This is a genomic window from Pseudoalteromonas sp. SWXJZ10B (assembly GCF_015864475.1).
GTDB classification, from domain to species: Bacteria; Pseudomonadota; Gammaproteobacteria; order Enterobacterales; family Alteromonadaceae; genus Pseudoalteromonas; species Pseudoalteromonas arctica.
The window spans coordinates 23,654-37,012 of the sequence record NZ_JADYXD010000014.1; the positions used below are offsets into that span (position 1 = coordinate 23,654).

General features: G+C 39.5%; 11 protein-coding genes. 7 read left to right on the top strand and 4 right to left on the bottom strand.

The window, feature by feature from the left end:
- Nucleotides 1–91 precede the first annotated feature (91 nt).
- Complete coding sequence (locus I6F54_RS13240; RefSeq protein ID WP_165740960.1) at nt 92–940, bottom strand: MBL fold metallo-hydrolase; 849 nt, start codon at nt 938–940, stop codon at nt 92–94.
- Between the two features lie 80 nt (nt 941–1,020).
- Nucleotides 1,021–3,306: a penicillin acylase family protein gene (locus tag I6F54_RS13245; protein ID WP_165740959.1), complete on the bottom strand. Its 2,286-nt coding sequence runs from the start codon at nt 3,304–3,306 to the stop codon at nt 1,021–1,023.
- Nucleotides 3,307–3,462: 156 nt separating this feature from the next.
- On the opposite strand from I6F54_RS13245, the gene ycaO reads away from it, so the two are divergent.
- From ycaO to folX, 7 genes are all read left to right on the top strand, one after another.
- The gene (ycaO, locus tag I6F54_RS13250) at nt 3,463–5,223 is read left to right on the top strand and encodes a 30S ribosomal protein S12 methylthiotransferase accessory factor YcaO (RefSeq protein WP_165729338.1); all 1,761 of its coding nucleotides are present in this window, start codon (nt 3,463–3,465) and stop codon (nt 5,221–5,223) included.
- 115 nt (nt 5,224–5,338) lie between these two features.
- Entirely contained in the window at nt 5,339–8,701 is a 3,363-nt protein-coding gene (locus I6F54_RS13255; protein ID WP_197141723.1) for an ATP-binding protein, read from the top strand.
- A 43-nt stretch (nt 8,702–8,744) separates the two neighbouring features.
- Complete coding sequence (locus I6F54_RS13260) at nt 8,745–9,374, top strand: YceH family protein (RefSeq protein ID WP_007580511.1); 630 nt, start codon at nt 8,745–8,747, stop codon at nt 9,372–9,374.
- Nucleotides 9,375–9,442: 68 nt separating this feature from the next.
- Nucleotides 9,443–10,273 carry an ammonia-dependent NAD(+) synthetase gene (gene nadE / locus I6F54_RS13265; RefSeq protein ID WP_165729340.1) on the top strand — a complete coding sequence of 277 codons (831 nt, stop codon included), beginning with the start codon at nt 9,443–9,445 and terminating at the stop codon, nt 10,271–10,273.
- Nucleotides 10,274–10,493: 220 nt separating this feature from the next.
- Entirely contained in the window at nt 10,494–11,213 is a 720-nt protein-coding gene (gene folM / locus I6F54_RS13270; RefSeq protein ID WP_197141725.1) for a dihydromonapterin reductase, read from the top strand.
- Between the two features lie 22 nt (nt 11,214–11,235).
- Nucleotides 11,236–11,790 carry a GTP cyclohydrolase I FolE gene (gene folE, locus I6F54_RS13275; protein ID WP_002962341.1) on the top strand — a complete coding sequence of 185 codons (555 nt, stop codon included), beginning with the start codon at nt 11,236–11,238 and terminating at the stop codon, nt 11,788–11,790.
- A 4-nt stretch (nt 11,791–11,794) separates the two neighbouring features.
- Nucleotides 11,795–12,151 carry a dihydroneopterin triphosphate 2'-epimerase gene (folX, locus tag I6F54_RS13280; RefSeq protein WP_197141726.1) on the top strand — a complete coding sequence of 119 codons (357 nt, stop codon included), beginning with the start codon at nt 11,795–11,797 and terminating at the stop codon, nt 12,149–12,151.
- Between the two features lie 17 nt (nt 12,152–12,168).
- Here the strand turns inward: folX and I6F54_RS13285 are convergent, their stop codons facing one another.
- Nucleotides 12,169–12,603: a YqaA family protein gene (locus I6F54_RS13285; protein ID WP_010554546.1), complete on the bottom strand. Its 435-nt coding sequence runs from the start codon at nt 12,601–12,603 to the stop codon at nt 12,169–12,171.
- Between the two features lie 227 nt (nt 12,604–12,830).
- Nucleotides 12,831–13,196, bottom strand: coding sequence for a DUF4870 domain-containing protein (locus I6F54_RS13290; RefSeq protein WP_165729341.1), 366 nt, complete (start codon nt 13,194–13,196; stop codon nt 12,831–12,833).
- Between the last annotated feature and the right edge of the window lie 163 nt (nt 13,197–13,359).

Sequence of the window (13,359 nt, forward strand, 5' to 3'; positions counted from 1 at the left end):
CCTTTAGGCATAAGAAAATAAAAGCCGAATGTACGCTCGATTAAATCAAGAATACACTCAGCTTTGTATCATGTTTTTTACTTTAGATGTACTACTTTAAACTGCGATAAAAGAGTGTGGTTACTTTCTCTTTTGGTAACCAGCCTGCGTATTCAAGACCAAGTTCTGCCAATGGATCGGCTTTAAGTACTTGCTCTAAGCTTGCATTATTTTGCATTGCTTTTAACATCACATCTTTCGCATTTTGAACTAGCTTACCATACGCTATCAGTCCTGAACGGTCACTTACCTTACCGTGTCCTGGTATTACTTTAGTGTTGTCGTCAATTTGTTTAACTACATCGTCTACTGCCGCTAAAATACCATCAACGCTACCGCCGCTATCTACATCAACAAACGGTAAGCTGCCAAAATTAAAGTAAATGTCGCCCATGTGCACTATGTTGTCGTTACTAAAAAAGATAACTGAATCGCCATCGGTATGTGCATGTTCGTAATGCACTACATGGGCGTGTTCGTTATTAAAATGTAGTTTTAAATCGTGACCAAAACTAATGCGCGGTAAAAAGTCTGACCCTTCCCCGTGCTGCTCTTCTAGACGTTTGTGTACATTGTCGTGTGCTATAACGTGCGCACCCGCTTTAGCAAAGTTTTCGTTGCCACCAGTATGATCGCCATGATGATGCGTATTAATAACAAACTCTGCACTGCCTGGCTTTAAATCGCTAATAGTTTTTTTAATATCGTCTGATAGCTTAGCAAACTGATCATCAATAATATAAATGCCATCATCGCCTACACTCGCTGCAATATTACCGCCTTGCCCAAATAGTACGTATACATGCTCACTTAGCTTTTGCGCTGTTACTGGACCCTCGTCTGCTTGCGCTGCTGTACTTAGTAATAAACTTGTTATTAATGCGGGTAGTATTTTTTTCATTTTAGTTCTCTGCTGTTTTATTAGTAATTATATAGAACGTTTTTATCACTATTTAAGCTCACTCACTGATCACTTAAACGTTATTTAACAGGACTTATGACTATTTGATGTATAAGTGTTTGCGGCAATAAAGGTGTATGTTTACCTTCTACGTAATCACTAAACCCCGCTCTATAAAATTCAGATAACGGATGCCCCGATTGCCCACCCGGAATAGCTAAAATTGCATGTTCTAAATGCCCAGGTTGTGCAATAAAGCGCTGCGATGCACCAAAACTACGCCCTTGTACGGCGGGCATGTAGCTATCACCAAAACCCGCTGCTGTAGGCATATTTAATAACTTAGCAAGTAACGGCATTTGCTTTGCAAACGGGTGCTCTATCACTAACTCATTGACCTTGCCCCACTGCCAGCTTTGCACGTTATTGCCAAACTGCTCAGTAAGCTTAGTAATAGTTTGGTTAAATGCACCGTGTAATTGTGCATCCCAGCTCTTAAATTGTGGGTTTATCCACGTATCGGGTTTGTTGTTAATAAGCTGCCACACTGCGGGCTCTAAATCTCGTTTTACGTATTTAAGCGTGCCTTGCTGTTGATTTAATTGGCTTTCAATATTACTAAATAAAATATTAATCACTTCATCGCGGTAGCGCTTAACTAAGGTATACCCTATGGAGGTTGAACACGCACATTGCTGCCAATTTTCGAGCGCTGTTATATATTGCTGATTTTTAGTTTGATCGGCTTTTAATTGCTTTAATAGCAGAGCATGCCAAGGCATTAAAAAGCGAGCTTGATTATCGAGCTGTAGTGCGTAAAAATCACTCTCAGCAAATGTTTGTTTTTCAAATAATCTATCGCGAATTTGACTCGAACGTGCACCGAGAGCATAGCCACCATTGCCAAAACGAGCGTTATCCTCAGCCGATACCACGCGAGAGTTACCAGTCCATAATCGCCCACTTTTTGGGTTTTTAATAAACGGGCGTTGTAATTCATTTTGCTGCCAAAGCACTGAGTAGTCATCGGCATTTACGCCAAGTTCGCTAGGCGTTTTACGAGCCGGTATACCGCCCATGTTTTTCCACGCTGCGTTACCTTGGCTATCTACCACCATTAGGTTTTGCACAGGTATTCCTACATCGCTTGCTACAGCAAGTGCATCATCTACTGTTTTGGCTTGCTCTAACTTTAATAGTTGCATATTAACGGCGTAAGGCTGATGTGCAGCCCAGCTCAATGCATAAGGTTTTTCGTTAATGTATTTTACAGGTCCGTATTCGCTGAGTAGTAATGAATAGTTTTCAACCTCCCCATCGGGTAATGCAATAGGTTCATCTACTTGCCATGTTTTACTATCATCGTTTAATGCAATCCAATCGGCTGTATCTAAATAGCCGTTAGTAAACCCCCATGCAATATTATTGTTAGTGCCAACAACAATTGCCGGCGCTCCGGGCAGCGATACACCAGTTACCTGAGCAGGTTTTCCATTTTGTATATAATTTAGCTGGGCTCTGTACCAAATTGCAGGCACTGCCATCGATAAATGCATATCATCCGACACCATACCAGCGCCTGTTTTAGTCAACGCTCCTGTAACAGCCCAGTTATTACTGCCGCGCTCTTGGTTGGCTTCAATACTTTTAACTGTATGCTGTGTTTGAGTTGGCAAAGTAGGTATGCCGCCGCTATAAGGCGCTAATTTACTGCCATCAAGCGCGGCTTGGTACTTACTTGGTTGCGTTAAAAAATCAACCATTTGCTTTGTGTACGCTTGCTCAATTTGAATGAGTGCTTGGTCGCGTTCAAATGTGGCGCTTTGCAAATCAAGGTACATGCTAAATATCACAAGTAGGCTGTCTTCACTTTGCCATGGCTTTTGTGGTGCACCTGTTAGTAAATATTCAAAGCTTGAATACCCTACTTGCGCTAAACCTTCGTTTACACCTTGAGCGTAACTTTTAAGTAATTGCTTATCGGTCTCAGGCAGCGTTTGCAAAATAATTTGGCTGCGTTTACGTAATTGATGAAAACGCATCTTTTTATCGAGCCCCAACGCGGCTTCGCCAAATAACTCACTTAGCTCGCCTGCGGCATTACGTCTTAGTAAATCCATTTGAAAAAATCGGTCTTGCCCATGCGCATAACCTAAACCATAGGCAACGTCGTTTCGGCTATTTGCATTTATCACTGCTTGCCCTAGTGCATCGCGCGAAATTTTTACGGGCTCTACTACCGCGTTACTACGTCCGTTTCCATCAAGGGCAGGTAAACTTAAACTAAGTACACCATAAACAACGGCGGTACTTGCCAGCCCTAAAATCACAATTAATAATAACAAGCGTTTGATTACTTTAAACATCAACCTTTCCTTTGCACGTTTTGACCAAGCGTTAAGGACATATAATAACCACAGTTTTATTAAATAATAATGTTCTTGCTCGCAAAGGGTGAAATAAACATCAAAATCCACGATAATGTCAGCTCCACACATCGTGCAGAACTAGTTGAGATCAATATGACTGAAAAAACATTTATCAAAGGTAAAGACCGCGACCTAGAATCGTCAATCTCTACCATGCAAAACAAGCTTGAAGCCCTACACATTAATGTTGAAGAAGCGCTTTGGCTTAACCCTGTAGCTAACTGTTATTCGGTTCATATAAAAGACAGTGACTGCGGTGTTATGTTTACCAATGGTAAAGGCGCTACCGACAAAGCATCTATTGCCTCAGCACTCGGTGAATACTTTGAGCGTTTAAGCTGTAACTACTTTTTTGCAGACTTTTATCTAGGTGAAGAATTTGCCAATGGCGAGTTTACTCATTACCCAACCGAAAAATGGTTTAAAGTTGAAGGCGATGAAGTACCGCAAGGCATTATGGATGAAAGCTTATGGAATTACTTTGACCCAGAGCGCGAACTTAACGCATCACACCTTTTTGATTTTAACTCAGGTAACGATGACCGTGGTATTTGTACCCTGCCATACACGCGCCAACGCGATAACCAAAACGTATACATTCCAGTAAACGTTATTGGTAATATTTTTGTATCTAACGGTATGAGCGCAGGTAACACTAAATTTGAAGCTCGCGTACAAGGTTTATCAGAAGTATTTGAACGCGCTATTAAAAACCGCATAATCGCCGAAGGTATTTGTTTACCAATCGTGCCTGAAGACGTTGTTAAGCAATACCCTCAAATTCACGAAGCCTGTGAAGAACTTCGCAGCCATGGTTTTCATCTGCGTATTGCCGATGCATCACTTGGGGGGATTTACCCAGTAATGAGCGTAACGCTTATTAACCCAACAGATGGTTCTGTATTTGCCTCTTTTGGTGCTCATCCTTCATTTGAAGTAGCGCTTGAGCGTACCGTTACCGAATTACTACAAGGTCGTCGTTTAGATCAACTAGATGTATTCCAACCTGCAACATTTGATAACGATGAAGTAGCAACACCAGAGAACATTGAACTGCACTTTATTGATTCAAGCGGTTTGATTTCGCATGATTTCTTCCGTGCAAAACCTGACTTTGAATTTGTACACTGGGACTTTAGCGGCACAACAGAGCAAGAATATAACTTCTGTACTGACCTGATTCACAGCATGGATCACGATATATACATCATGGATTATACGCACCTAAACGTATACGCATGTCGTATTTTAGTACCGGGCATGTCAGATATTTATCCAGTTGATGAGCTTATTTGGCGCAACAACAACGAAGGCGCAAAATTTCGCGAAGCATTCCTATCGCTTGATCAGTACGATGCAGAGCAATGGATGGAAATTTACGACAGCCTAGAAGAAGCAGGTCATAGCGATATTATCCGCGCCGCAGAATTTATTGGTTTAGCAACCGATGCCGACACACCATGGCACACACTGCGTATAGGTGAACTTAAAGCGCACTTATGTTTAGCCGCAGGTAGCGAAGAAGCCATTGATTGGGTTGACTGGATACTTCATACAGGCCAAGTAAACGAAGATGCAATGCGCCACTTCCGCTGTTTAAAAGCGATTCTTGAAATTAAATACGATGACGAGCGCGAATACGCTGATTACCAAGATGCATTAGGCTTAATGTTTGGTGCTAATAATGTAGCGCTGGCTATTGAAATTGCCGAAGGTAAAAAGCAGTTTAACGGTTTAACTTTTCCAGGTTTATCGCTTGAAGGCTTTAAAAAGCATGCGGCACTACTTGATGGTTACCGCAAGCTACACGTAGCAAAGCAAAATCATTGGGCACGTGAAGTTAGCGATTCGTAACTCGCTAAACTACTAATTATAAAAAATAAACGGCGCATTTGTTAATGCGCCGTTTTCATTTATGTCATAAATTAGCTATAGTTAATTTGCCTAAATTAACGCCACGATGTAGCTAATGCCACCGTCTAGTAATAACAAAAAAACGAATGTTTATAACTTTAAGCTGACCTTTTGGTTATCGCTTACGCTAACTGTACTAGTTGGTGTTGTTCTTGATCGTATTAACTATAATCGTGTAAAAGATGCTCACCGCCTACAAATTCTATCAGAAGTAAGTACTTATAGAGCTCAACTCGAATCAACCTTAGTTTCTAATATTCAACTAGTACGGGGTTTAGGTGTTGCCGTTGCCGCAGAACCGGGTTTAGAACAAGAACGCTTTGAACAAATCGCAGCTCCTCTTTTTGATACATCAAATGAACTTCGTAATATTGGTGGCGCTCCCAATATGGTCATTCAAATGACCTATCCTTTAAAAGGGAACGAAAAAGCAATTGGCCTTAATTTTTTAGATAATAAAAATCAGCGTACTGATGCACTTAGAGCCCGCGATACCAACACAATTATTATGGCAGGACCGCTAACATTAGTTCAGGGGGGGGAAGCATTAATCGCCAGGGTTCCGGTGTATACCCCTCCTAATAATGAGTTTTGGGGGTTGTTGTCGGTTGTACTCGATATTGACAAGGTTTATATCAACTCTGGTGTTTACGAATTAGAAAAACAGTACAACGTTGCCATTCAAGGGCGTAATGGTTTAGGTAAAAAAGGCGAGTTTTTTTTCGGCAATCAAAATATTATTCAGCAAGATCCTCTTGAGTTCACTCTAAATTTTCAAGGCGGCAGCTGGCAGTTATATGTAGCGCCAAAAATCGGTTGGAGCCCTCCTATTTCATCAATATGGCCACTTCGGTTATCGATTATTATTATTTGCGGATTATTAATTTGGGCCTTTTTATTCTTTTTGAAAATGCTTAATCGTCAGCAACAAAACGAAAAAATGCTTGAAGCAATGAGTGATCTAGCTCAAATAGGCGCATGGTCATTTAACTTAGAAACTAAACAAGTGTATTGGTCTGATATGACCAAAAAACTATTTAAATACCCATTAAATAACCAACCAGAATGGCCTAAAGATTTAAACTACTTTAAAAAAGGCACTAGCCGAGAAACAATTAAACCTTTAATTGAACGAGCCATAAAATATGGTGAAAGCTACGAAGTTGAATTAGAAGTAATGGATGCAGAAGGTGAATCTGTTTGGGTACTCGTACATGGTGAAGCAGAACGAAAGAATGGACGATGCACACGCATTTTTGGCTCACTACAGAATATTGATACCCGTAAAAAAATTGAATTAGAAAATAATAAAACCGCATTACATAACGAAATTTTAGCTTCTCTTACCGTTAATAAATTAATATTAAATGGGCAACTTAGCCAATCGAAAGATATTATCACTGAAGCAATCTGCCAAGCATTCGATATTAAACGTGCCAGTATTTGGTTTTTTAATGAAGACAAGTCTCAACTAAGCCCCTTTGCCATACATAGCAAACATTCGTCTAGTGACAAAATTGACTCTATTTGGCTAAGAAAAAACAACCCCGGCTTTTTTAATGCAATAGATCATCAAGCAGTATTTAATGCACCCGATGCACTAGAACACCCAATACTCGCACCAATTAAAGAGCAGTATTTAATGCCACTCGAGATTAAATCAATGCTGTGCGTAATTATTCCTGCGGGAAGTGGTGCTATAGGCGTTGTTTGCGCCGAGCAATGTCAATCCAAGCGCCACTGGTCTAAAAACGAAGAAAGCTTTTTAATTGCCGTTGCAGCGTTAATTGGCAGCTTGCACTCGAGCCAGCAACGAATTGAAACTGAACAAAAGCTGGTTGCTGCCAAAGAAACAGCAGAACAAGCTGTTGAAGCTAAAAGTGAATTTTTAGCAAGTATGAGCCACGAAATTCGCACCCCAATGAATGGTGTTTTAGGCATGCTTAATATAATTAAGCAAACGCAACTAGACCTACAGCAAAAGCATCATATCGAACTTGCTCAGTCATCAGCTCAATCTTTACTTAATATAATTAACGACATATTAGACTTTTCTAAAATTGAAGCCGGTAAGCTCGATATTGAAAACGTGCAATTTAACCTACCTCGGTTATTAGGAGAAGTGGTTGAATCGTTTGCTTTAAAAGTAGAGCAAAACAATACAAAACTTATTTTAGATGCCACTCAAATTACAGTTAGCGAAATAATTAGTGATCCGAACCGCTTACGCCAAATTTTGAATAACTTAATTGGCAACGCCGTTAAATTTACTATTGATGGCGAAGTAGTTATTACCGCCAAAGTGGATGAAACAACGGATGGCTCGTTTCTACAATGTTCGATTATTGATACTGGCATTGGTATTGACCCTAAAAAGCAAGCGTCGTTATTTGATTCGTTTACACAAGCCGATGCTTCAACTACACGCCAGTTTGGGGGCACAGGGCTTGGCCTTGCCATAGTAAAACAACTGTGTGAGCTGATGAACGGTGAAGTAAGCGTAAACAGCATGCAAGGTGAAGGAAGTACATTTTCTTTCACAATACAAATACAGCCTCGCTTAAGTAAAGAACAAGATTTACCGAGTCATTTAATTAAAAACAAACATATTTTAATTATTGATGAGTGCTCGTTAAATGCAAATACAGCCAGCAAACAACTCACGGTATGGGGTGCAAAGGTTAATTGCATACATGACTATCTTGAGGTTGATGATTATTTAAATAATGTAACCACCCACCCTGAAGCTATTTTAGTTGATTACTACTTTTTTGAAAAAGCGCCGCAAACGCATATAACTGGGCTTAAAAACTTTATAAATATGCATAGTTGCAAGTTAGTTCTTATGGCGCCAATGAGTTATTCACCTGAGGAGTCTAAAGTAGGTATGGAAGTCGACTGTATGATTTTCAAACCACTCACACCTTCTGATTTGTTTGACTCACTCACTAACGATAAATACATTGAACAACAGCAGCAACAAGCACAACTACAAAATAAACTAACTAAAGCACCAGTACTCGATTCATCAGAACCACAACTACTGCTCGTTGAAGACAATAAAATAAACCAAGTAGTTGCCTCGGCGCTATTAAAGCAAGCAGGTGTGACTTTTGATATTGCTGAAAATGGGCTTGAGGCAATTGTAAAACTCAATGCAAAACAAGGTAAGCCATATAAGCTAGTTTTAATGGATTGCCAAATGCCTGAAATGGATGGCTACCAAGCTACTAAAGCCATTAGAGAAGGCGATGCAGGTAAGGGTAATGAAAATATTACTATTATTGCACTTACAGCCAATGCCATGCAGGGCGATAAAGAAAAATGCCTAGCAGCAGGCATGAACGATTATTTAAGTAAGCCGCTCGATTTAGCCGCCCTAAAACCTAAACTCCAGCAATGGCTTGGTATCCAATAAAGGTGTAAGCTAATAAAATACGCTTACTAATTTGAGATTATTTATGCAGTTATCAGCAAATCAACAACGTATTCTTGGTTGCTTACTAGAAAAACAAAGCACAACGCCAGAACATTATCCGCTATCGTTAAACGCTCTAGTGAACGCATGTAATCAAAAGTCTAATCGCGATCCTGTGTTAAATCTTACAGATAGTGACGTGCAAAACGCACTTGATGAACTAATAGACATGCGTTTGGTAACTATAGATGAAGGGCTTTCTGGTCGCGTAAATAAATACGACCACCGCTTTTGCAACACTGAGTTTAGTAATCTGCAATTTTCTGCTCAGCAACGTGCCATTGTTTGTTTATTACTTTTACGTGGTGCCCAAACTCCAGGTGAATTAAGAACTCGCAGTGCTAGGCTTGCTGATTTTAATAACGTAAATGAAGTAGAAACAGCGCTCAATAAACTGATTGAAAGCGATTACGCCCGTAAATTAGAACGAGAAGCAGGTAAACGCGACAGCCGATACATTCATTTATTTGGCGAACAACAAAATAATCCCGCCGATGCCTTTGTTGCTCTACCAAGCGAAGTAATTAAAGATAAAGAATTAAGTGATTTACTGGCAGAAGTGGAAGAATTAAAAGTAGAGCTTCGCAAAATAAAAGCTCATTTAAAACTTTAATTAATTAAGACTAAATCACATAATAAGTTTATTGCGTATCACATATTAAATTTTATAAGGAGCTGGCAATGCGCGCCGAAATTATGGCTGAAATGAAGGTTAAGCCAACTATTGATGTAAATGCTGAGATAACTCGCCGGGTTGCTTTTATTAAAGCACGTTTAGTAGCAGCTCACTCACGATCACTAATATTGGGTATTAGTGGTGGTGTTGACTCATCAACTTGCGGCCGCTTATGTCAACTTGCCGTAAACGAGCTAAATAAAGAACACGATACTGACAAATACCAATTTATTGCTGTGCGCTTACCTTATGGCGTACAAGCCGATGAAGACGAAGCGCAAATGGCGGTTGATTTTATCCAGCCAAGTAAACGTATGACCGTAAACGTACAACCTGCGGCTGATGCATTGCATGAGCAAGCGATAGCTGCTGTAGTTGGCTGTGGTGAAGCACTGCCTGAGCAAGCTCAGATAGATTTTGTTAAAGGTAATGTTAAAGCACGCCAACGTATGGTTGCTCAGTACGAAATTGCAGGCTTTTGCCAAGGCTTAGTAGTGGGTACCGACCATAGTGCTGAAAATATTACTGGTTTTTATACTAAATTTGGTGACGGCGCGTGCGATTTAGCTCCGCTATTCGGTTTATCAAAACGCCAAGTGCGTGCACTTGCTACTGCGCTCGGTGCCCCAGCTTTATTAGTAGAAAAAGCACCTACAGCTGATTTAGAAAGCGATCGCCCAGGCTTAACCGATGAAGAAGCACTTGGTTTGAGCTATGAGCAAATTGATGACTTTTTAGAAGGTAAATCTGTTTCTAAAGACGTTGAACAAAAGCTTGTAAGTATTTACATGCGTACACAACATAAGCGCCAACCAATTCCGACAATTTACGATTAATGTTTTAGTAAAATAAAGCAATTAACGCCTTTGAGGATTAATTGCTTTTTTGATCGACAGATTAAGAAACTGCGTATATTTTAGTAAATTAACGCTTTAAATTTTATAAACCAATTGCGTTAAATTAATGATCTATTATAGCCCTAAGAAAATAGCGATAGATCGATCATGTTTTAACAATATTGGTATAAGTTACCCGCCAAAGAGAACACTGCCTTATATGACATCGCCCATCTTAATTACCGGCGCAGGCCAACGTATTGGTTTAGCGCTCGCTCAGCATTATATAGCCCAAGGGCAGGCTGTTATTATTACGTATCGTACTCGCCACAACGCTGTTGATAAATTAGAGCAACTAGGCGCTGTATGTATTTATGCCGATTTTAGTACCGATGACGGTATAAGTGCATTTATAAATACGCTTAAAGAGCATACAACATCGCTGCGCGCTGTTGTTCACAATGCATCAAGCTGGGACTGCGAAGCTAACAATCCTGACTTTGCAGTACTGTTCGATAATATGATGCGTATACACGCCAAAACACCGTATTTAATTAATTTAATGTGCGCTGAGCTGCTTATAAACTATCAGCAAAGTGAAAAAGTACCTGCTGATATAATTCACCTTACTGATTATGTAGTTGAAACAGGCAGCCCTAAACACTTAGCTTATGCAGCAAGTAAAGCAGCTCTCGATAACTTAACTAAATCGTTTAGCGCTAAATATGCGCCAAACATAAAAGTGAACTCGGTTGCTCCATCACTCATTATTTTTAATGAACATGACGATGAGCAATATCGAGCTAAAACCCTTAAAAAATCATTAATGGGCATTGAACCCGGATGCCAAGAAATTATCAATAGCATTGATTTACTATTACAAAGCCACTACATCACAGGGCGCTCTTTGCCTATTGATGGCGGCCGTCATTTAAAGTAAATATAAATAAACTGAGATATTTATGCACAATGAATTAAAAGAAAGTTACGAAAAAATCATCACCGCAGTAGGCGAAGATGCTAACCGCGAAGGCTTACTTGATACGCCAAAACGTGCTGCAAAAGCAATGGAATATTTAACGCAAGGGTATCGTCAAACGCTTGATGAAATAACTAATAAAGCGGTATTTACATCTGACGCTGACGACATGGTGTTAGTGCAAGACATAGAGCTTTACTCTATGTGTGAGCATCATTTACTACCTTTTATTGGCCGTTGCCATATTGCTTATATTCCAAACGGTAAAGTATTGGGCTTGTCTAAATTTGCACGTATTGTTGATATGTTTTCACGCCGTTTTCAAATTCAAGAACAGCTAACGCATCAAATCGCTAAAGCAGTTGAAGAAGTTACTGGCGCTAAAGGTGTGGGCGTTATTGTTGAAGCAAAACACATGTGTATGATGATGCGTGGTGTAGAAAAGCAAAATTCAAGCATGCGTACATCAGTAATGTTAGGTAACTTTAGAAGCGACCCTAAAACACGCAACGAATTTTTGCAGCTTATAAAAGGTTAACCCTATGGCTAATGCAATTATTAACGTTACTAATTTGCGCCTGCGTACGTTTATTGGCTTTAACCCCGATGAGCGTGAAAAAAAGCAAGATGTAGTGATCAACCTAGAGATTCACTACCCTGCTGATGACGCGTGTAAAACGGATGAAGTTGACCAAGCACTTAATTATAAAGTGATCACCAAAGAAGTAATTAGCTTAGTAGAGCAAGGCCACTTTTTACTGCTCGAAAAATTAGTGGCTGAAATTCTTGCGGTTTGTCACTCACACCCAAGTGTTCATTACGCTAAAACACGTGTTGATAAACCGCATGCACTGCGTTTTGCCGATTCGGTGTCGCTAACGCTTGACTGGGCTAAATAAGGCCTTAAAAAACTTATTTAAAAAAGCTTTTCGAATCCTACGGCAAGGGCGATAACCGCTAAATAGCGCGCGCCTTTGCCTAGTGTTACTAGTAATAAAAACATACTAAAGCGTACTTTAAATATCCCCCCAATTACAGTTAGCGGATCGCCTACTACTGGCAGCCAAGCAAACAACAAACTATACACACCGTATTTATTAAATTGCTTTTGTGCGCTATCAAGCCCTTTTTGCGATACAGGAAACCATTTTTTATCTTTAAAACGCAGTACCTGCGTGCCTAACCAGTAATTAACGCAGCTTCCCAATACATTTCCAAGTGTTGCTACGCACCACATAAGCCATAAATTAACTTTACCTTGGGCAATCATCCCCACCATTATCACCTCAGAAGAGCTAGGCAGTAATGTGGCAGATATAAATGCGCTAATAAATAACGTGAGATAAAGCATAATGCCCTTATGGCTAAACGTAAAAACCCAGCCTATAGCTGGGTTTATAATACCAATTTTATTAAAAACATGATCATTCTAGCGTATTAAATAACTCACTAACGACGTTAAAAATTATTTATATAGAACAACTATGTATCATAATTTTAGCCTTGTTATTGAGCTATTTTCTTATCGCTATAATAGATCACTAATTTAATGCAATTGGTATAAAAATGACTGAGGTTTTATTTTATCAAATTTAAACTAAACGGGTAATTAAACTCTTTACCTTCGTTAGCTTTAATACTCGCCATTACAACCATTACAAACCCAAAAATTGCCACTATAGGTAGTAATATTAAGCCTACTGCTACAAACATCAGTAAAAAACAAACTACATATGCAATTGCCATCGTTATTTGAAAGTTAAGCGCCTTTTTACCGTGCACGTCAACAACTGGCATCTCATCTTTTTTAATTAACCACACAATTAATGGCCCAATTATTGAGCCAAACGGCACAATAAATCCGGCAAGCGCACTCAAATGGCATAACATAGCCCACATACGGTCATCTTTGTTAACTGGTTCAACCTGTTGATTTTCTTCCATAACACTCTCCTTTTTGTTTTATGTATGTTGCCTCTTAACTAAACAAATGTCTACAAATCAACCAACGTATTTGTATTTAAAAATCACAGCGTGAAATCTTGTGATAAAAAAGTGATAAGTTTGTGAGAGTTTCTGGAGACGATTATTCAATACTTAACTCGAA